Annotated in this window: 11 protein-coding genes and 8 pseudogenes; 12 read left to right on the top strand and 7 right to left on the bottom strand. The window is 66.8% G+C overall.

Annotated features, from left to right (window positions below; all coding sequences use genetic code 11):
- Positions 1-303: 303 nt before the first annotated feature.
- Positions 304-483 (top strand): annotated as a pseudogene (locus AB0F82_RS37535) (transposase); the annotation flags it as partial.
- Positions 484-850: 367 nt separating this feature from the next.
- On the opposite strand, the gene AB0F82_RS37530 reads toward AB0F82_RS37535, so the two are convergent.
- Positions 851-1,054, bottom strand: coding sequence for a hypothetical protein (locus tag AB0F82_RS37530; RefSeq protein WP_362636024.1), 204 nt, complete (start codon positions 1,052-1,054; stop codon positions 851-853).
- A 39-nt stretch (positions 1,055-1,093) separates the two neighbouring features.
- Here AB0F82_RS37530 and AB0F82_RS37525 point away from each other — a divergent pair, with 39 nt between their 5' ends.
- The gene (locus AB0F82_RS37525; protein ID WP_362636021.1) at positions 1,094-1,330 is read left to right on the top strand and encodes a hypothetical protein; all 237 of its coding nucleotides are present in this window, start codon (positions 1,094-1,096) and stop codon (positions 1,328-1,330) included.
- A 155-nt stretch (positions 1,331-1,485) separates the two neighbouring features.
- On the opposite strand, the gene AB0F82_RS37520 is transcribed toward AB0F82_RS37525, so the two are convergent.
- Positions 1,486-2,010, bottom strand: coding sequence for a MarR family winged helix-turn-helix transcriptional regulator (locus AB0F82_RS37520; protein ID WP_362636020.1), 525 nt, complete (start codon positions 2,008-2,010; stop codon positions 1,486-1,488).
- Positions 2,011-2,062: 52 nt separating this feature from the next.
- On the opposite strand from AB0F82_RS37520, the gene AB0F82_RS37515 reads away from it, so the two are divergent.
- The 3 genes and pseudogenes from AB0F82_RS37515 to AB0F82_RS37505 form a co-directional block, all read left to right on the top strand.
- Positions 2,063-2,944 carry an EamA family transporter gene (locus AB0F82_RS37515; RefSeq protein ID WP_362636028.1) on the top strand — a complete coding sequence of 294 codons (882 nt, stop codon included), beginning with the start codon at positions 2,063-2,065 and terminating at the stop codon, positions 2,942-2,944.
- Positions 2,945-2,984: 40 nt separating this feature from the next.
- Positions 2,985-3,575, top strand: a pseudogene (locus AB0F82_RS37510) (transposase family protein); the annotation flags it as partial.
- Between the two features lie 140 nt (positions 3,576-3,715).
- Positions 3,716-4,116, top strand: a pseudogene (locus tag AB0F82_RS37505) (transposase); the annotation flags it as partial.
- Here the strand turns inward: AB0F82_RS37505 and AB0F82_RS37500 are convergent.
- The 3 genes and pseudogenes from AB0F82_RS37500 to AB0F82_RS37490 form a co-directional block, all read right to left on the bottom strand.
- Positions 4,074-4,313 (bottom strand): transposase, encoded by a 240-nt coding sequence (locus tag AB0F82_RS37500; protein WP_362636025.1) that lies wholly within the window; start codon positions 4,311-4,313, stop codon positions 4,074-4,076. The pseudogene AB0F82_RS37505 and the gene AB0F82_RS37500 overlap by 43 nt on opposite strands.
- A gap of 323 nt (positions 4,314-4,636) precedes the next feature.
- Positions 4,637-5,638, bottom strand: a complete 1,002-nt coding sequence (locus AB0F82_RS37495; protein WP_362636017.1) for a hypothetical protein — start codon at positions 5,636-5,638, stop codon at positions 4,637-4,639.
- A gap of 419 nt (positions 5,639-6,057) precedes the next feature.
- A pseudogene (locus AB0F82_RS37490) lies at positions 6,058-6,510 on the bottom strand (transposase); the annotation flags it as partial.
- 322 nt (positions 6,511-6,832) lie between these two features.
- On the opposite strand from AB0F82_RS37490, the gene AB0F82_RS37485 reads away from it, so the two are divergent.
- Together AB0F82_RS37485 and AB0F82_RS37480 are read left to right on the top strand one after the other, a co-directional pair.
- Complete coding sequence (locus AB0F82_RS37485; RefSeq protein WP_362636015.1) at positions 6,833-7,204, top strand: PaaI family thioesterase; 372 nt, start codon at positions 6,833-6,835, stop codon at positions 7,202-7,204.
- A gap of 511 nt (positions 7,205-7,715) precedes the next feature.
- Complete coding sequence (locus AB0F82_RS37480; protein ID WP_362636012.1) at positions 7,716-10,349, top strand: LuxR C-terminal-related transcriptional regulator; 2,634 nt, start codon at positions 7,716-7,718, stop codon at positions 10,347-10,349.
- A gap of 30 nt (positions 10,350-10,379) precedes the next feature.
- On the opposite strand, the pseudogene AB0F82_RS37475 reads toward AB0F82_RS37480, so the two are convergent.
- A pseudogene (locus AB0F82_RS37475) lies at positions 10,380-10,597 on the bottom strand (IS5/IS1182 family transposase); the annotation flags it as partial.
- 230 nt (positions 10,598-10,827) lie between these two features.
- Here AB0F82_RS37475 and AB0F82_RS37470 point away from each other — a divergent pair.
- Positions 10,828-12,051 (top strand): IS110 family transposase, encoded by a 1,224-nt coding sequence (locus tag AB0F82_RS37470; RefSeq protein ID WP_362636009.1) that lies wholly within the window; start codon positions 10,828-10,830, stop codon positions 12,049-12,051.
- A gap of 124 nt (positions 12,052-12,175) precedes the next feature.
- Positions 12,176-13,169: pseudogene (locus tag AB0F82_RS37460) on the top strand (IS630 family transposase).
- On the opposite strand, the pseudogene AB0F82_RS37455 reads toward AB0F82_RS37460, so the two are convergent.
- Positions 13,164-13,650, bottom strand: a pseudogene (locus tag AB0F82_RS37455) (IS5 family transposase); the annotation flags it as partial. The pseudogenes AB0F82_RS37460 and AB0F82_RS37455 sit on opposite strands and share 6 nt — an antisense overlap.
- Before the next feature lie 427 nt (positions 13,651-14,077).
- Here AB0F82_RS37455 and AB0F82_RS37450 point away from each other — a divergent pair.
- From AB0F82_RS37450 to AB0F82_RS37440, 3 genes and pseudogenes are all read left to right on the top strand, one after another.
- A complete protein-coding gene (locus AB0F82_RS37450; protein ID WP_362636006.1) occupies positions 14,078-15,286 on the top strand; it encodes a S8 family peptidase in 1,209 nt (402 codons plus the stop codon).
- A gap of 303 nt (positions 15,287-15,589) precedes the next feature.
- Positions 15,590-18,343: an AAA family ATPase gene (locus AB0F82_RS37445; protein ID WP_362636003.1), complete on the top strand. Its 2,754-nt coding sequence runs from the start codon at positions 15,590-15,592 to the stop codon at positions 18,341-18,343.
- A 136-nt stretch (positions 18,344-18,479) separates the two neighbouring features.
- A pseudogene (locus AB0F82_RS37440) lies at positions 18,480-19,836 on the top strand (ISL3 family transposase).
- Positions 19,837-20,000: the final 164 nt, after the last annotated feature.

Here is a 20,000-nt window from a genome sequence, read left to right as displayed (position 1 = left end):
CCGATTAGTCCAGCCTCGACTGCATAAGCACGGCGCCCAACCTGATGTACGGCCGCCGCAGTCGTGTCCACTGCCAGGTCCAACTCACACACATCAAAGACACGGGCCCCATGCCCATTGGATCCAATGGGGCGGAAGAGCCGGTCGGTGCGGCCGCGACCGATGGGGCTTGTGGGGTGACGGATGAGGCGAGGAGTTACTCGTGCCTGTCTCATCCCACGATGTCGCCTGTCAGGGCTGGATGCTTCCGTCGTCTTTGCTGTGCGCCTGGGCGCACTCGGGTCGGCGCGGTACGCCGGAAGCATGGCGAAGCGACGTCCGTATCCGAGTGATCTGTCCGATGGCCGCTGGGCGTTGATCGAGCCGGTCCTGTCCGCCTGGCGTTTCGAGTGCCGGGGCCGGGCCCTGAGTTTCGGTCGGCCGGCCGAGCACGACCTGCGCGACATCATGGACGCGATCTTGTATGTCGACCGGACCGGGGTGGTGTCGGTGCCGAACAGCGGGCGGACCTCGGTGAACCAGTCGTTCAGGACGTCCGGGGTCCAGTTGAACACGGTCAGTACCCTGCGGCGTTTGGGCGGCGATCCCTTCTTGGCCTTGGTGAACCGGACTTGGCACCGGCCCAACTCGCCGCCGTGCCGGTTGCCGCCGAAGTCGGCGTCCAGCATCCGCATCTCGTTGCGCCGCAGACCGCAGGCGTACGCGGTCTTGAACGGGTCGCTTCATGGAAGGCGGGCAGCCAGACCTTACGGCCCAAGGCCCGGATGCGGGCGACCTCGTTGTCGCAGCGCGCGAAGAACGCGTGCAGCTCGGCCCTGGTGAACGCGCGCTTTCGCGTCCCCTCTTTGTCTTAGATGTGCACCGCGGTGTTCTGCTCGTGCACGACCTGCACCGGAGGAGTGCCGAACCGCCGCTCTTCGCAGGTGGCCGTCCGCTCGTGAAGCAGATCAGTGATGAAGTGGCAGAAAGCCCGCATGGCCTCGCAGTACGAGCGGATCGTCGAGCGCTTCGGGTCACGCAATGAGCGCCGGTCAGCGAGCCATTCGTCCACCATGGCCGGCGCCTATGCCAGGGAAAGGCATTCACGTAGGCGGTGAACTCCTTCACCGTGTTCTCCCGACCTTCGACGGTCGAGCAGGCCAGGTTCCGCGCGAGCTGCTGGTTGGCGAATCCGCCCTTCATCGCGGAGAAGACCTGTTCCTCCGGTTGTAGCAGCGCCACTCCATCCACCAGGTGCAGTCTCGCCACTCCCGGGACCGCCCCGTTGAACCTCACCCTGCTCGGCGGGATGCGCCCGCTGCGGGCCAAGAAGGCCACCGACGAGGAGTGAAGACCTTGCCGTACGGCAACATCGGGCTCGTCGCGGTCGCCGCCACCTTGACCAAGGCGTCCGCGCTGGCTAGAGCCCCGCAGGGGTACGGGAGCGTCGCAATGGCTGGAGGTGTGACGCTCCCGTACCCGCTCGGCCTCCCGGCGCCGGTCGGATCACTTGCTGTCGGACGGACGCGGATTTTCCACATGTGAGATCCAGGTGGTGAGCAGTCCTTCGAGTGCTTTGGTCTCGGCGGGCGTCAGCAGGCTCAGCAGGCGGCGCTCGTTGCGCATGTGGTCAGTGAATGCCTGGTCGATCAGTTCGCGGCCGAGCTGCGTGAGGGCCACGATCCGACCGCGCTGATCGTCGTCGGAACGGCGACGGGTGACGAGTCCGGCCCGCTCCAGGCGGTCGACTCGTTTCGTCATCGCGCCGGTAGTGACCATGGTGTGTGCGGCGAGTTCGCCGGGCGCGCGCTCATATGGCTCACCGGCGCGGCGCAGTGCGCATAGGACGTCGAACTCTCCCTCGCTGAGTCCGTAGCGTTCGTAGACGAGGCAGAGTTCCTCGGTGAGATGGTCGGCCAGGCGGTGCAGCCGTCCGATCACGCCTTGCGGGGTGATGTCGAGGTCGGGCCGCTCGCGGCGCCAGTCGGCCTGGATGCGGGCTACTCGATCCAGCGGTTGCGGGTCGTCCATGCACACCAGTATAGCTTCCCGGGAAGCTATACTTCCTTCCATGGAAGCTAATATGCGGCGGGTGGCCCTGACCGCTGTCGCACCGGTGGCCTGGGGCGCGAACTATTACGTCACCCATGAATTTCTGCCGCCCGACAGCCCCCTCTACGGGGCGGCTCTGCGAGCGCTGCCCGCTGGCCTCGTCCTGCTCGGTCTGCGCAGGCAGCGACCGCGCGGTGCGTGGTGGTGGCGGTCAGCGGTGCTCGGGCTGCTCAACGTGAGCGTGTTCTTCGTGCTCGTCTACGTCGCCTCCCAGCTACTGTCGTCGAGCATCGCTTCGACCGTCATGGCGGTGTCCCCGCTGGCGATGATGCTCATTGCGTGGGCTCTCGTCTGCGAGCGGCCGGGCATCGCACACCTGGCCGGTGCCGCGATCGGCCTTGGCGGGGTCTGCCTCATGCTGCTCACGGGAACGGGAGGGGTGAGCGTGCCGGGAGTCCTCGCCTCGGCCGCGGCTATGCTCGCGTCGTCCTTCGGCCACATCCTGACCAAGAGATGGAACACCGGTACCGACGTGCTGGCCTCCACCGCCTGGCAACTCACCGCCGGAGGACTGTTTCTGCTGCCGGTCGCCGCAGCTGTGGAGGGGCCTCCGCCCGCACTATCCACACCGGCGCTCCTCGCGTTCGGCTACATGACCTTGTTCGCCACTGCGCTGGCCTTCGCCGCCTGGTTCATCGGACTGCGGCACTTGCCCGCGGGGACCGTAGGCTTGGTCGGACTGCTCAACCCTGTCACAGGCGTGCTTCTCGGCACGGCGGTGGCCAAAGAGGTGCTGACGGCTCAGCAGCTGTGCGGGCTGGCACTCGTCTTGGTCGGAGTAGTTCTCGGCCGGCCCACACGCGCAGGACGACGCGGCGGCAGTCGGACTCCTCTCCAACCTGCACCCGACTAAAGGGTGTTGCAGAAGGCCTGATGCGGGGCATCTTGCCTGTATGGGTGGGGTGTTACGCGCTGAGCCGGTGTGGGTGGAGACGTTCACAGGCTTGCGGATCGACCGGTTCGCGAAGCTGGTGAAGGTGGTCCGTGAACGGGGTGGGAATGGTCCGGGCGGGGGTCGGCCGTGGTGCCTGCCGCTGGCGGACCGGGTTCTGTTGGTGGCCGTCTACTACCGCACGAACCTCACGATGCGGCAGCTCGCCCCGCTCTTCGGGATCTCCCCGGCCACGGTCTGCCGGGTCATCCAGCGGCTGCGTCCGCTGCTGGCATTAGAGCCGGCCGCGCGGCCGGTTGCCGAGGTCGAGCGGTTGTGGATCGTGGACGGAACCCTGATCCCGGTCCGCGACCGGAAGGTCGGCGCCTCCTCCCGCAACTACCGGTTTTCGGCAAACGTGCAGGTCATCATCGACGCCGACACTCGCCTGGTCGTCGCCTCGGCCCGGCCGGCGCCCGGGAACAAGGCCGACGCCCACGTCTGGCGGGAGTCGGACCTGCCGGCCGCGGCGGCCGGGACGACGGTCATCGCGGACGGCGCCTACCTGGGCACCGGTCTGATCGTCCCGCACCGCAGAAGGGCGAAGATCCCCAACCCCTGGACCCCTGCAACCACCTGACGGCAGAGACCGTGGAGAGCCCGTTGCCTAGTAACAGGCACGGCGGGTTCGGCGAGAGGTCCGGGGAAACGGACCGGGAGCAATCCCGGCACCGCGCGCCGGGCCTACTCAGCGACGAGGCCGGATTCTCGATGACGCCGCTGGCCTCCCGCACCTGGAGCCGACGCGGAACCACACCGGTCGTGCGGGTTCGCGGGCGTTCCCAGCGCCGCTTCTCCATCGCGGCCCTGTGCTGCTACAAACCGGGAGAACGCTCCAGCCTGATCTACCGGCACAAACGGCATAACGATCACAAGAGCGGCGGCTGCAGAAGCTTCGCCTGGACCGAGTACCGAGACGTCCTCATCGCCGCCCACCAGCAGCTCAACGGACCCATCGTCCTCATCTGGGACAATCTGACGTCCACAAGGACCGCCGCATGCGTGCCTTCATCGACGCGCACGACTGGATCACCGCCTACCACCTGCCGCCCTACGCACCCGACCTCAACCCCGTCGAAGGCATCTGGGCCGTACATCTGGTCCGTACTCCGCCGGACCAGCCAGGAAAGTCGGCCGGCATGGCCCGCCATTTGGTTCCGTTGTCGACCAGGTAGTGGACCGCGTCCAACATTGCCCGGTGACAGTACGCCTCCGGCTGCCCGCCACGGCCCTCGAGCCAGCCCGGCACCGGCAGCAGTGGACGGACCACGGCCCACTGCGCGTCCGTCATGTCGGTGGGGTAGCGCCGCTCACGCGTCCCGTTGTCCGCGGCGTTCCCGAACCGGTGCGCGAGACAGTCACACGACGGGGTGAGCGGACTGGACCCGGCCCGCACGTAGGCGTAGAACTGCGACAACAGGGCCTCCCTGGTGCTTCTCCGGCTTCAACACCCAGGAGCTGCACCGGAGGCCCTGCCTTTATGCGGCTGTCGCACCGCGACCACCCGAACGGGACTGCCGTTCGATCAGCAACCGCCACGATCGATACGGCAACTACCCCTGAAGCGAAGTCGGTCCGGAGCCGCGATGAGCCCTGAAGGTCCCGCGGGCGGCCTCACGATGTCGAAGAGGCCACCCAACGGGCGGTGACATAACCGTCGTCTCCCGGCACGACCGCCTCCAGGCGCACCGCGTCCTCTGCCGGCCACGGGAATACCCCGAACTCCTGTCCTGGGGGTAGGTCACCGTCGTCCGGCAAGGGGTCATCCCATTCCACGGTGACGGTGCGGAGTTCTCTGTCGCCGGCCAGCGGGAAGATCACCACGTCTGCTCCATCATCGTCCGATTGGGCCCGTCGCGCGGCCTCCACGGCACGCGCGACCTCGCCCCGAGAGGTCGCGTGGATCTCCAGATCGACGAAGGCGGAGATCAGCGCCTGACGTTTCACCGATGCGGCCACCGAAGAGAGGTCGTCGGCTGCCACGAGCCACAACCGGTGACCGAGTCTTCCGCCGGCCCAGCGCTCCACGACAAGCGTCCGGGCTTCCTGCTGCTGTGCGGACGACCTGACGGCCAACCCCCCGGCCACCTCAGTCCAGAAGGTGTCATCGGCGTGCCGAGAGACGTGCACTTCCTCGTCTTCGTCTTCGTCCTGCTCCTGGTCTCCCAAGACGAAAAGGCCCATCTCCTCGATCTCATCGAGAGACGCGAGGGCTCGCTCAGGGATCTGTACATGCATGTAGAAGTCGAAGCCCATCATCATGCACATCTTCTCGCTGTCGAACCAGGCAGCGGGAGTGTCTCCGGACATGTGCCCTCTGAGCATCCGCAGGGCTGAGGTCTTGTCGACGATTCGGCCCTCGTACACCTCTCCGAGCCAGGCCGGCGGAGGGCTGTGCAGGAAGACGTTCCGCAGGGTGAAGTGCGAGGCGCCGGCCGCTCTCGCGAGGATGTCGGCAGCCGCGATGTAACGGTCCTCGGTCCGTTGATACTCCTCAGCCGTCAGGATGCGTCCGTCGAAGGACGCGCCGATGTCGGAATGGTCGGTCCAGTCGTCGATGTCGCCCCGGCGTCTGGCCTCGTCGTACTTGCAGAGGACGTAGGAGTGGAGCTTCACGGGGCTCGTATCAGGTCGCGCCCCGTTTTCGTGGCCGGCGGGACTGTTCTGACGGCCGGCGTCTTCGCTGCATGACATGCGTCGGAGCTCCTCTGGGCGCGCTGCGGTTGTCGTCAGCGCCGCACGTCGCTTCCACCCGTGGGACCGCGCCCCGGGGCTGGACTCGCATTGTGCGCCTGCGACTGGACATCGCGCACCTCGATATGGGGACGGTCGGTTTGCTGGAGGAGCGGGAGCGGGGTGCCGGAGGCGCGTTGAGGTGCTGCGTCAGGAAACTGACCCGGTTCTTGCCGAGCTGCGCGACGCGGAGTTGCTCCGGCAGCGGTTCGTCGTGCTCGGTGTCTCAGCAACCCGAACTGCACGAGAGGCCCTGTCCTCATGCACGGACAGGAGCAAATTCATCCGATCCGGCAGTCGCACGAGGTCCGGCCCGTCTCCAGCGCGGCGACGATTGAGTACGGCCAACCGGGCACCATCTGGTGCTTGACCTGGCCCCGACCGAAGGTGTGGCAGAACGATCGGTCCGAGCATGTGTCGGCGTCCGGCCGCAGCCACGGAGACACGTCTACCGCCAACACCAGGCGGCCGTCCCTGGCCCGTGGCAACGGCACACCCGCCAAGGCCCTCCGCAGCCGGGCAACGTCGATCCGGCCCCGGTTCAGCCCGGAGTACAAGGCGCCGTGACCACGGCGGTGTTCCGGCGCGAGCGCGAGGTCCACGAGCGTACGGACCGGTCCGTCGCTGCACAGCAGCGCGTCACACAGCTCGAACAACGCATCGCTCCGGGAGACCAGGCATGCGTACAGCTCCGACCGGAACCCTGACAACACCGGCAAGGCGTCTCGTTGAACACCGTGCTCGACCAGTCCCACGATCCCAGCCTCCGAGCCGCAGTGAACCTGATCACAGCATCAGCCCCGGCCTCTCACACGTCCGGTGAAGAGCGGAAACGCCGAACAAGTTCGAGTTCCGTTCGACCCTGGACCAAAAACGTCAAGCTGAGTACCCACTGCTCTAGCCACTCCCCCATGACCTCTTTACGGTGACTGCTGAATAGGCGGCTCTCGAGCCCGTGGCACTCACTTCCAGCGACGGCCGCCATGCACCGAAACGGAATGAACTAAATTGGGCAGAAGCGGTATTTTCTGGGATGTCCTGTCCGGGCGAACCCCGCCCTCCCCGGCGGGAGTTACCTTGGGCTGGGAATTGGTGTCCGTAGACCCCGACCTCGGGACCATTGAGGTGGCCTTCCAAGCAGGCCCCCACTTCGCCAATCCCATGGGTATGACGCAGGGTGGCTTCCTGGCCGCGATGCTGGATGACACGCTCGGGCCGGCTCTGGTGGCCTGCCTACCAGACGGGCAGTTCGCACCGACAGTGGACCTTCATGTGCAGTTCCTGCGCCCGGCTCCACCTGGCCGCTTCAGAGGGCTTGGGCGCGTGGTCCGACGCGGTCGGACCATGTGCTTCCTCGCCGGCGACCTGTTCGACAGTGAAGGCAGGATCGTGGCAACTGCCACCGCCACCGCACAGGTTCGAGCCGTGATCGGCTCCGCCGACTCATGAGCGGCTGTGCAGCCCGTGTCTTGTCGCTGGGTGACGTAGTTTCGGATTCCCGAAGCGTTGTCACTGCATCGGCCGATGTGCTGTCGGGCTGGATGTGAAGAGGCTTGGGTTGCCGCTTCCTGTCCTGCACGGTCTTCGCGTGCAACCAGCGAAAAGCGTGGGGGCTCGGTGAAGTCTCCGGGCCCTTCCTGCCACGACGTCGTCGCGGTCGGCGCGAGTAACCCCGCCAGCTCGGCCGTGACTGCCCTCGATGGCGCAACCGTTCCCGCCGTCGGATCACCCGTCACGCAGCGCGCCGCCGGCGGAGTGTTCGGCGGGACGCTGCGAGCCTTCACCGCGAAGGGGGGCGCCTTCCCCCCGGCTCCAGATGCCGAACAGATGCCCCTAAATGCGAAGGGATCAATGTGCCGATTCTGCCATAATCGCCTGAGTCGGGCGTGGCAAGAGGTGAAACGTTCATACGTTGACGTCCCGGGAAAACTATACGAGGGACGATGTGAGGCGGAACAGTATGCCGCGGCGTTGGCCACTGGTGGGGCGCGAAGCTCAGATGAAGGAGTTCGACCAGGTCCTCCAGGATGCGCACAGCACCGGATTCTTGCTTTTTGGGCCGGCAGGGGTCGGCAAGTCCCGGCTGGCCGAGGAGTGCCTGGTCCGGGCGGCCGAAGCCGGGCACCGAACGGTCCGGGCGGTGGCCACCGACGCCGCGGCGTCGGTATCACTGGGCGCTCTGGCCCATCTGCTGCCCGACGGCATCGACTTGTCCGACCCAGTCCCGGGCTTCGCGAAGGTAGTCAGATCGCTTTCTCAGCCGGAGTCTCCCACGTCCCGCATGGTGATCCTCGTCGATGACATCCACCTGTTGGATGCGACCTCGGCGATGCTGCTGCGGCAGCTGATGGATGCCAGAGTGGCCTTCCTGGTGGGAACAGTGCGGTCAGGGCACGGGGCGGCCGTGGCCGTTACCGCCCTCGGCCACGAGGATGCCGTATGGCAGGTGGACCTCGCCGAGTTCGGCCGCGAGCAGGTAGAGACGCTGCTTGAACAGGTCCTGGACGGGCCGGTTGGCACCAACGCGGTGCATCAGCTATTCACCACGAGTGTCGGCAATCCGCTATACCTGCGTGAGCTGGTGCGGGGAGCTGTGGACGTTGGAGCGCTGACCTGTAACGACGGCGTCTGGGAGATGACCGTGGACGACCTGCCGGGGACCCGGCGACTTACCGATCTGATCCGTTCCCGGCTCGCCGTCGCCCCGTCAGAAGGACGACAGGTGCTAGATGTGCTCGCGCTGTGCGAACCGCTGTCCCTGGACCGCCTCGGCAAAGACGTCGGCCCCGAGGCACTCGACCAACTGGAGCAGGCAGGACTGATCGTCACCGCGCAGGAGCGTCGGCGTACCACAGTCCGCCTCGCCCACCCCCTCTACGGCGAGATTCTGCGTGCCGACATGACCACGCAGCGCCGCCGGGAAACCTTGCTGCGGCAGGTTCGGCTGCTGCAGGGATGCGGGGCCCGGCGCCGCGAAGACGCGATCCAGCTTGCCACCTACGAACTCGCGGCCACCGGCACTGCGGAGCCAGCGCTGCTGGTCCAGGCAGCAGTGCTCGCCACACACGCTCGACAATACCCGCGCGCGCTGGAACTGATCCGTGCGATCCCCCAGGAACACCGCAGTTTCCAGATCCGGTTGCTGCTGGGAAAGACGCTGTTCGAGGCCGGTGACTTCAAGCAAGCCGAGGCCGAACTGTCCGAGGCCGCTATGATGGCGGCCAACGAGCCGGAAACCCTGGCCCTCGTTCTACTGCGGACCCAGAACCTCATTTGGGGGCTGGGGGCCGCCCACGAGGACGTCCTCGGCGTCATTGAGACCGCTCGCGGCAGGGTCACCAGCCCGTCCGGCCACCGCGCCCTGCGGGTCAGTGAGGCCGCTAGCGGCTTCGCCGTCGGGGAGGCCCAGTACAGCCTCAGCCAGTGTGCCGACCTCGAACCCGATGTCGCGCAGTCGCCAGACCCGCAGATGTGGCTGATGGCCGCCACGATCCGTTCCGCCGCGCTGGCATCTCTGGGGCATGCGGAGGAGGCCGTGGACTGGGCCCGGCGTGCTATCGCCGCCGCCTCGGCCGCTGCTGGCCCGTCCTCCGCACTGGCTTCACATGAGGCGGCGCTCCATTGCAGCCTTGTCCTGGCTCTGACGGAGTACGGCCGCTTGGCCGAGGCCCGTGCGGTGGGCGAGCGAGCGTTCGCAGGCATTTCCGAAATGAGTGCGAAACCCGAGCGCCGACTCCTCGCTTTCCACCTGGCCCGTAGCTCGTGGCTTGCCGGTCGCCCGGCGCAGGCCCGTCGCTTGTACGCGGAGCTGGCCCGTGCGTCACGACCCCACGCCGCGGTCGTCCTGCCAATAGCGCTGGCGGGTTTGGCGGCGGCCGCTGCCGTGCAGGGTGATCTCGAGACAGCCGAGGCGGCCCTAGCGGAGTACGAAGGGCTTCCGCGCTCTGTATTCCTCGCTGAGGAGAAGTTGGGCAGGGCGTGGGTGCACGTTGCCCGGGGTGAGCTGACCCACGCCCGGGCGGTGCTGACGGCGGCCGCAAGGGAAGCCTTCGAGCGCGGGCAGACCGCATTCGAAAGCATCCTCCTGACTGACCTTGTCCGGCTGGGCGGTGCGCGGGCAGCGGCCGCGCGGTTGGAGGAGATCGCGGCCGAGTGCTCAGGACTCTTCCACCGGACCCGTGCGGACCTGGCAACGGCATGGGCGGCACAAGATCCCGAGGGACTGATCGCCGCCACGGATGCCCTGGAGAGGATCGGAGCGGACCTGCTGGCGGCCGAGGCGGCAAGCACGGCCGCCATCCTCCTAAGGGCAGCTGGAGAGGCCCGCCGAGCCAAGGCCGCTGCGGTGCGCGCTGAGGTCCTCGCTGCCCGTTGCGAAGGGGCCACGACCCCCGCTCTCAGGGTTGACGAGGGCGTCGTGCTGCTCACCGCGAGAGAACATGAAATCGCTCTCCTCGCTTCTCGGGGCATGCTCAGCAAGGAAATCGCCGCTGAGCTGACCCTCTCCGTCCGCACCGTCGATAACCACCTACAGCGCGTCTACGCCAAGCTCGGCCTAACCACCCGCCGACAGCTTGCCGACCGGCTTCTATAACGAGTTGGTGCCTTACTGATCGTTTCAGAATCAGGTTGTGAGTCGTCGTAAGCACATCATGCTGCAGGCGAGTTGGAGGAGGCTGAGGTGGAGGTCGGCTCGTATCTGGTAGCGGATGCGGCGTCGCTTGAACTGGTGGATTCAGGCAAGGTTCGCTCGACGACCCAGCGGGTCTTCCCCAGGCCGGATCGGTGCGGGGTGCCGCGTCGGGCGATCTCGGGTGTGATCCTGCGGACTCGGATCAGGCGTCCCTACCTTGTCGATCGGGCTGAGCGAGCCATTCGTAGGGTTGGCTCACCCAGGGGTGCCGGGTGTGGCTTTCAGGCGTCTGCCGTGTCTGTGGCTTGTTCCGATTCGCCGCCCGGCACCCCACGACGACTCGGCTGCTCATTAGGAATTGCGGCACTGATCGCTCAGTAGGGACTCGACAGCGAAGTCGTCCGTGGTACCTGTACGAACACGACCCGCGGAGAAGCACGTGACAGCGATCTGGGCCGGTATCGACGCCGGGAAGACCCATCACCACTGCGTAGTGATCGACGACACCGGCAAGCGGCTGCTGTCCCGACGCGTCGCCAACGACGAGACCGAACTGCTCAAGCTCCTCGGAGACGTTCTCGCTCTGGGCGAGGAGGCAGTCTGGGCCATCGACCTGGCGGACGGCGGGGCCGCCCTGGTCATCGCAGTCCTGCTCAACCACGGCCAACAGCTTCTCTATATACCCGGACGAGCGGTCAACCGGGCCTCCGAGGGCTGCCGGGGTGACGGCAAGACCGACGCCAAGGACGCAGCCGTCATCGCCGACCAGGCCCGCATCCGTCGTGACCTCACACCCTTGCGGCCCGGTGACGAGCTGGTGTCCGAGCTGAAAGTCCTCACCAGGCACCGCCGTGACCTTAGCGACGACCGGTCACGGACCATCAACCGGCTCCGTGGCCATCTCACCGAGCTCTTCCCCGGCCTGGAGCGCGAACTCGACCTGGGCAACGTCGGCCCCCTGGTGCTCCTGACCGGCTACCAGACCCCGGCAGCCATACGCCGGACCGGCCGCCGACGCCTGGCCACCTGGTTGCGCAACCGCAAGGTCCGGGGCGCCGACGACCTCGCCACCGGGGCCGTCCAGGCCGCCGAAGGCCAGCACACCAGCGTTCCCGGCGAGGACATGGCTGCCCATGTGGTGCACTCCCTCACCAGGGAGGTGATGGCTCTCAACGAGAAGATCGCCGAGATCGACAAACTCATCGAGGGCCGGTTTCGCCAGCACCACAACGCCGAAGTGATCACCAGCATGCCGGGTATCGGATCCTTGCTGGGCGCCGAGTTCCTGGCCGCCACAGGCGGCGACATGGACGCCTTCACCAGCCCGGACCGGCTCGCAGCCTTCGCCGGCGTCTCCCCGGTGCCTCGTGATTCCGGAAAAGTGAGCGGCAATCTACACCGCCCTACCCGCTACAGCCGACGCCTCCAACGCGTCTTCTACACCTCCGCGCTGATCAGCATCCGCTGCTGCGACGAGTCCCGCCGCTTCTACGACCGCAAGCGCGCCGAAGGCAAACGACACAGCCAGGCCGTCATGGCCCTGGCCCGCCGACGAGTCAACGTCCTGTCCCTCCTACGTGACGGACGGTGCTATACCCCACACCACCCGTCACACAGGCCGCTTGACAACTCCATTAGGAATCGGTACTTGTCGAAGTCGTAGCCGCGGTCAGCGAACAGTCGCCTTGGGCGGTGGCGTGGCCACCCTCGCAGGCCGCGGATTCGCCGGCATGGAGTCCACTAGTCTTCTGAGTCGGGAATCCGGTGCAGATGTATAAGCTTGGTCTGTGGCACGTACTGGACGGCCGAAGGCCGAGTTGATCCTGTCCGGCGAGGAACGGGCTGCGCTCGAGGGGTGGGTGCGGCGTCGTTCTACGCCGCAGGCGTGGGCTCTTCGGTGCCGGATCATCCTTGCCTGCAGCGAAGGCGCTTCCAACAAGGACGTCGCGGCAGCTCGGCTCGACTCCCCATGCGGTGGCCACGCTGGTCGCCCGGACGTTGGAGTCCGCCCCGAAGAACGCGACGCACTGGTCGACATGGTCGATGGCGAAGGAGACCGGCCTGTCGCAGTCGACGGTCTCGCGGATCTGGCGGGCCTTCGGCCTGCAGCCTCACCGCTCGCAGACCTTCAAGCTGTCCACCGACCCGTACTTCATGGACAAGGTCCACGACGTCGTCGGGCTCTACCTGGACCCGCCGGAGCGGGCACTGGTCTTCTGCCTGGACGAGAAGTCGCAGATCCAGGCCCTGGACCGCTCGCAGCCCGTCCTGCCGATGATGCCCGGCGTCCCGCAAAGGGTCACGCACGACTACATCCGCGCCGGCACCACCACCCTCTTCGCCGCCCTCGAGGTCGCCACCGGCAAGGTGATCGGCTCACTCCACCGCCGCCACCGGGCTGAGGAGTTCAATAGGTTCCTCATCAAACTCGACAAGGAAGTACCGACCGGTCTCGAGGTCCGCCTGGTGCTGGACAACTACGCCACCCACAAGACCCCGGCGATCAAGACCTGGCTGCTGGCCCACCCCCGGTTCCACTTGCACTTCACGCCGCCCGGATCGTCCTGGCTCGACCTGGTGGAACGATGGTTCGCCGAGCTGACAAACAAGCAGATACGGCGAGGCGACCACAAGAGCGTCCAGGCTCTGGAACAAGACATCCGGGCCTGGATCGCAGCCTGGAACACCGACCCCAAGCCCTACATCTGGACCAAGACGGCAGACGAGATCCTCGAACGCCTCGCCTCATATCGGAACAGAATTCCCGACTCAGAAGACTAGGGGCATGAGCTGGGTGACGTCATGCCTGTTTCCGCTGGCCAGCGATACGACGAGTGGGGTGCCGTGCCGGTCGGCGATGAGGTGGTGCTCGCTGCCCGGACGGGCACAGTCGACCGGCGAAGGTCGGGTGTGAACCCCCCGTCGAGGGCCCTGACGTGCGAGGCGTCGATCGCCGCATCATCCATGTCCAGCCACCCCGCCGCCCGCAGTTCCGTCAAGAAGACCTCACGCAGTCGGGGCCACACACCGGCCTCCGTCCAGTCCCGCAACCGGCGCCAGGCCGTCACACCGCTGCAGCCGATCCGCTCGGATGGGACGTCCCGCCAGCTCACGCCCTTGCACAACACGTAAACGATGGCCCTCAACGCCGCACGATCATCCACCGGCAACCGCCCTGGATACCGAAACCGTCTCGCCGGCCGCTCCGGCAGCAACGGGCCACACGTTCCCACAGGTCATCAGGCACCAGATCAGCAGACAAACCCCAGATCCTGCCGACCCCAGACGCAGCCAACCCTGAACTTTCATTTCTGAAACGATCAATACCGCGGCCACCTCGCGCTGGCAGACGTCACAGTGCTGGCTGGTCGCATTCGCGACGAACACCAACATGCCTTGCAGCGGGGCCACTCGAGCGGTTGCGATGGCCGAGCACGCCTGGTGGGATCTCCGTCCGGTGAAACGGGGCTGCCCCAACAGGCGTCCAACACAGGCATCCCCAGTACCCATGGCTCGACCCCGCCGCGTTCGGCGCGGACGGTTTCCGGGGCACGCGTGAGTAGGGGTTGCTCTGTGGCCCGGGTGCCCGAGCAGTGAAGATCACCTGATGTAGGTCCCGCGCCGGGCCGTTGAGCCTCACCTCGTGGCCCGGCACGGGTAAGAGCCGTACCCAGGAAGGGCTGTGTGCCATGAGAAGAGTGGTCGCTGTCGCGGTGGCCGGAATCGCCGTTCTGGCCGCAACGGTGCTTCCCTCAGAAGCGTCCGAAGCACGTATGGCGAAAGAGAGGGTGCCTCTCGTCCAGGCGGACGAGGGGAGTCGTGACGGGGTGTACCTCGTGGCCGTTCAGGAGGACCAGGACCCGAAGAAGGTCGCTGCGTCGATGGGGGTGACACCACGTCATGTCTTCACCGGCGTTTATCACGGGTTCTCCGTGAAGACGAATGCGCACCACATCGAGGTGATGCGCAATCACCCGGAGAAGATCAGGAGGATCTCCGAGAACCACCGGTTCCGGACCATGGACGGGACGCCCATCTACCGCATCTATACCCAGGACAACCCTGGTTCTGCCCTTGACCGCATTGACCAGCGAGACCTGCCGCTCGACAGCAAGTACAAGTACCACGAGCTTGCACGGGGAATTCACGCCTACGTCATCGACTCCGGTATCGACACCGACCATCCGGAGTTCGGTGGCAGAGCGATCAACGTCTTCGACGCCGACGGGGTGATGGAGAACGACTGCGAAGGGCACGGCACGCACGTGGCGGGCATCATCGGCTCGGACACGTACGGGGTGGCCAAGCGCGTCAATCTCCGCGGGGTGAAGGTCACCGAGGGCTGCGGCAGGGAGGCGAGCCCGGAATCGGTCCTGGCTGGCATGGACTACGTCTACAACTACGGGATCCAGCCCGGTGTGGTGAACATGTCCCTCGGCGGCGGTTTCGACCCTGAGGTGAATATCGGTGCCGCGAGGCTCGCCACCCGGTTCTTCGTGGCGGCGGCCGCCGGAAACGACAGGGAGAACGCCTGCCTGCAGTCGCCCGCCGGAGTGCCGTCCGTGCTGACCGTGGGGGCGTCCAGCCACATCGGAGGCACGGACCGCGTCTGGGAGGACAGCGCGTCGGGCCCGTGTGTCGATCTGTATGCCCCTGGGAACTTCATCCGGTCGACGCTGCCGAACACTCCGACGGACCGGTGGACCAACGGACTGAAGAGTGGGACGTCGATGGCGACCCCCTTCGCCACGGGTGTAGCTGCAATTGTCCTAGCCCACAACCCGACCTTCACGCCGCAGAACGTGCACGAGTGGATCACCGGTAACGGCACCAGGGATCACCTCACCGGCGTTCCCGCCCTCACACCGAACGTCCTGCTCAACAAAGGGCGGCTGTAGCGGCACGCACGTGCCGACGGCACCTGGGTCACCGATTCCGCTACACATGTGCACCCACGTCAACGGGCAGCGGGTAGAACGCCAAGGTTGACACTGGGGCGTCGAATCAGCGATGGAAGCTCCGCTTTCACGATCTGGGAGAGCTGAGAGACCTCAGGGAATTGGCGGATTACTGGTGACGTTTGCCAGCCGAATCTGAGTCGAGCACCGCTGCTGTGGGTCAGGAGGCTATCCTGCTTCCGCCTCGCCGTGAGGGGTTCCTCCTGGCAAATCAGCGCGAGGGGGTGCGCTTCATTGCCCACTGTGCTGGCCGCCGAAAATGTTGATTACCGCAGTGGGAAGAACACGTTGGCCGGCAATTTCATCCCGCCGACGTCCCAGGATCAGGGGGAGGCGACGGGGATGAGTCGTAACAGAGTGTTGCGGCGTTGGCCGTTGGTGGGGCGCGAGGCCGAGCTGGAGGAGTTCGACGAGGTCCTGCACGACCCCCGCGGCGCCGGGTTCCTGATCTTCGGGCCTGCGGGGGTGGGCAAGTCCAGGCTGGCCGAGGCGTGTCTGGAACGGGCGGTCGGGGTTGGTCACCGGGTTGGCAGGGCGGTTGCCACTGCAGCCGCTGCGTCGGTTCCGCTGGGGGCCATGGCTCATCTCTTGCCCGACGGTGTGGACCTGTCCGACCCGGTCTCGGGGTTCGCCAGCGTGGCCAGGCTGCTGTCGCGGCCGGCTGCGGCGCGGTCCCGCATGGTGATCCTGGTCGATGACGTCCACCTGCTGGACGCGACCTCGGCGATGCTGCTGCGGCAGTTGATGGACGCCGGGGTGGTCTTCCTGCTCGGAACGGTACGGTCGGGGGACGGCGAGGAGGCGGTGGCGGTGGCCGCGCTCGGGCACGCGGACGCGGTGCACCAGGTTGACCTGGCCGCATTCGGACTACGACAGGTCGAGAACCTGTTGGAACAGGTCCTTGAGGGGCCCGTCGGAAAGAGCGCGGTCAACCAGCTGCTGACAACCAGTGGCGGCAACCCCCTCTACCTGCGCGAGCTGGTGGTGGGGGCTGTAGCCACCGGAGCGCTGACCTACGACGGCGAGATCTGGGAGATGACTGCGGACCGGCTACCGAGCACACGGCGCCTCAGCGATCTGATCCGCTCTCGGCTCTCCGTCGCCCCGCCGGCCGGCCGGCAGGTGCTGGATGTCCTGTCGCTGTGCGAGCCGCTGTCCCTGACCCGTCTGAAAATGGACGCCGAGCCCTGGGTGCTCGACCAGTTGGAGCAGTCGGGGCTGATCATCGTCGTCCAGGAGGAGCGACGCACCGTGGTCCAACTGGCTCACCCCCTTTACGGTGAGGTGCTGCGCACCGACATGACCGCACAGCGCCGCAGGACCACCTTGTTGCGGCAGGTCCATCTGTTGAAGGAAAGCGGGGCCCGTCGTCGGGAGGACGCGATCCACCTCGCAACGTACACGCTCGCGGCCACCGGCACGGCCAACCCCGAGCTGCTCGTCCGCGCGGCAGTCCTTGCCACGCACGCCCGCGAGTACCCCCGCACCCTGAGCCTCCTGCGGGCGATCCCGCAGGAGCACCGCAGTTTCCAAATCCAGCTGCTGTTGGGGAAGACGCTGTACGAGGCCGGTGACTTCCTGCAGGCCGAGGACGTGCTGTCCGGCGCCGATGCCCTGGCCACAGACGAACATGATGTTCTGACCGTGGTGCTGGTGCGGACGCAGAACCTGATCTGGGGGCTGGGGGCACCCTACGAGAAGGTTCTCGACGTCATCGAGGCTGCCCGCTGTCGGGTCAGCAGCCCCTTCAGCCTCCGCGCCCTGGCGGTCAACGAAGCCGCTGGCGCCTTCGCCGTAGGAGAGTTCCGGCACAGCCTCGCCCTATGCACGGGCCTCGAGCCGGACGCCGCGCAGGCACCCGACGCGCAGATGTGGACCATGGCCGCCACATCCAGATCGGCGGCGCTCGCCTTCCTGGGCCAGGCAGAGGAAGCAGAGGACTGGGCCCGACGAGCCATCGCCGTCAGTCCTGCCACCGCCGACCAGCCATCCGTCGCCGTCACGCACGAAGCAGCGAACCAGTCCATCCTCGCCCTGGCCTTGACGGAGAGCGGGCGTCTGGCCGAGGCCCGTGCGGTGGGTGAGAAAGTATTCGCGAGCCTTACCGACGCGAGCGTGAACACCCAACGCCGACTGGTGGCCCTCCATTTGGGCCGTGGCGCATGGCTCGCCGGACACCCGCTAAGAGCCCGCCGCTGGTACGCGGAGGTCGCCCGGGCCTCACGCCCCCACACCGCTGTCGTCCTGCCGATGGCGCTAGCGGGTCTGGCGGCCGCCGCCGCCGTGCAGGGCGATCTCGAAGCAGCCGAAGCGGCCCTGGCCGAACGCAGCCGGCTCCCCTGCTCGGACAACCTTCCCGAAGAGAAGCTGGGTGAGGCGTGGCTGCACGTCGCGCGCGGTGAGCTTACCCGCGCCCGAACCGTCCTGACAGCGGCCGCCCAGGTGGCATTCGAGCGCGGGCAGACCGCGTTCGAAGCGGTTCTGCTCACCGATCTCGTCCGGCTGGGAGGAGCCCGGGAGGCCGCCGGGCGGCTGGTGGAGATCGCGGTCGAGTGCACCGGACGCTTCCACCAGGCACGCGCAGACCTGGCTACGGCATGGGCCACAAACGACCCCGACGGACTGCTCGCCACCACGGACAGGCTGGAGACCATAGGAGCGGACCTGCTGGCGGCCGAGGCGGCAAGCACTGCCGCCGCGCTCTTGAGGGAGGCCGGGCAGACCCGCCGGGCCAACGCCGCCACCGTCCGCGCCAAGGCCCTCGCGGACCGCTGCGAGGGAGCCAGAACCCCCGCTCTCATGGCCCGCGAGGACGTCGTACGGCTCACCGTGCGAGAACACGAGATCGCGCTGCTTGCCGCCCGGGGCATGCTCAGCAAGGACATCGCCACCGAACTGGTCATCTCCGTCCGCACCGTCGACAACCACCTTCAACGCATCTACGCCAAACTCGGCCTCACCACCCGCCGGGAGCTGGCCGACCGACTCCTCCCATGAACCATGTTCCGTACGCAAACCGGGACTTGGACCTGCACCCACCTCACAAGCGCTCAGGTCCGGGACTGTGAATCGTTCGGGTCTGTCCCGTAGTCGGTGGTGACGCCGAGTGGTCGTCCGCGGTCATGATCTTGTGATGCATGTCAACTCCCTTGTCGCGCCGGTCTTTTCGGGTTGTCGGCGCTGGTCGTCGAGGACGTGACGGACGGCGGTGACAAGGTGGTGGTCACGGCCCGCACTCGAGATGTGGCGGTGCCGTGTCCGGTGTGCGGTACGCCTACGACGAAGGTGCACGGGTACCATCGCCGGACGGTGCGGGACGTTCCCGTTGACGGCCGGCCGGTCTTCGTCCACCTGCGCGTACGAAGGCTGGTCTGTCCGATTCTGGGCTGCTCGCGGCAGACCTTCCGTGAGCAGGTTCCCGGGCTGCTGAAGCGTCATCAGCGCCGCACGGTGCGCCTGGCAGGACAGATATCGCAGGTAGCGCGGGAGTTATGCGGCCGGGCAGCCTCGCGGCTGGCCAGCCTGCTGGCCGTGCCCGTCTCCCGTAGTACCGCGCTGCGTCATCTGCGGCGCCTGCCGCTGCCCAAGCAGCCCATCCCACGGGTGATCGGCGTGGACGATTTCGCCCTGCGCCGCCGCCACCGCTACGCCACGATCATCACGGATGCCGAGACCGGCAGCATCGCGGTCCTGCCCGACCGCGACAGGGCCACTCTGGAGTCCTGGCTGCGCGAGCATTCTGGCATCGAGGTCGTGTGCCGGGACGGCTCGGCCACCTATGCCGAGGCGATCCGCCGCGCCCTGCCTGACGCAGTGCAGGTCAGCGACCGATGGCACCTGTGGCGCAACCTCTGCGACAAAGTCCAGCTCGAGGTCCGCGCGCATGCCGGGCTGCTGGGCCACCATCAACCCACCTCGCTCCGGCGGAGTACGCGAGCAGACCACCCGCGAACGCTGGAACAAGATCCACGATCTGATCGGCCAAGACGTCGGCCTGCTCGACTGCTCCCGCCGCCTGGGCGTGGCCCTGAACACCGTCAAACGCTACGCCCACATGCCCCGAACCCCAGGCCCTGCGCCTCACCCCCGCCTACCGGCCCACCCTCGTCGACTCCTACCGTGAACACCTGCGCCGGCGCCGTGCCGAAGAACCGGCCGTCCCGGTCAGTCACCTCCTCGAAAAAATTCGGGAGTTGGGCTACACCGGCAGCGCGAACCTCCTGGTTCGCTACCTGCTCTGCTGAAACCTGCCGAGGGCAACGACACGAAACTCACTGAGTGGATCACAGCTGCCCGCGCCGTCGGCCTGCCCCACCTGCGCAGTCTCACCAACGGACTCGAAATCGATCGAGCCGCCGTGAACGCCGGCCTCACCTTGCCATACCACAATGGCCGCACCGAAGGCGTCAACACCCGAACCAAGAGGATCGCGCGACAGATGCACGGACGCCGGCTTCGACCTCCTCCGCCACCGCCTCCTCTTGCCCTGACGACCACCAGGTGTCACCACCGACTACGGGCCAGACCCGTTCGATTGACAGACCCGAATAGATTGTCGCGGGTCTGTCAATCGAACGGTGTAACCAGGGTGGTTGGGGTTACTGGCGGGCTGCGGAGAGGCGGCCGTCGAAGGTGATGTCGAAGGCGTTCAGGG

It is taken from the genome of Streptomyces virginiae (genome assembly GCF_040638905.1).
Taxonomy (GTDB): Bacteria; Actinomycetota; Actinomycetes; order Streptomycetales; family Streptomycetaceae; genus Streptomyces; species Streptomyces virginiae_B.
This window is presented reverse-complemented; position numbering and strand designations above follow the sequence as displayed.

What these genes read in the sequence shown, in the direction of transcription:
- AB0F82_RS37530 (WP_362636024.1), bottom strand. Translation starts at nt 1,054, where the DNA reads ATGGTGGACGAATGGCTCGCTGACCGGCGCTCATTGCGTGACCCGAAG.
- AB0F82_RS37520 (WP_362636020.1), bottom strand. Translation starts at nt 2,010, where the DNA reads ATGGACGACCCGCAACCGCTGGATCGAGTAGCCCGCATCCAGGCCGAC.
- AB0F82_RS37515 (WP_362636028.1), top strand. Translation starts at nt 2,063, where the DNA reads ATGCGGCGGGTGGCCCTGACCGCTGTCGCACCGGTGGCCTGGGGCGCG.
- AB0F82_RS37500 (WP_362636025.1), bottom strand. Translation starts at nt 4,313, where the DNA reads ATGACGGACGCGCAGTGGGCCGTGGTCCGTCCACTGCTGCCGGTGCCG.
- AB0F82_RS37480 (WP_362636012.1), top strand. Translation starts at nt 7,716, where the DNA reads ATGCCGCGGCGTTGGCCACTGGTGGGGCGCGAAGCTCAGATGAAGGAG.
- AB0F82_RS37450 (WP_362636006.1), top strand. Translation starts at nt 14,078, where the DNA reads ATGAGAAGAGTGGTCGCTGTCGCGGTGGCCGGAATCGCCGTTCTGGCC.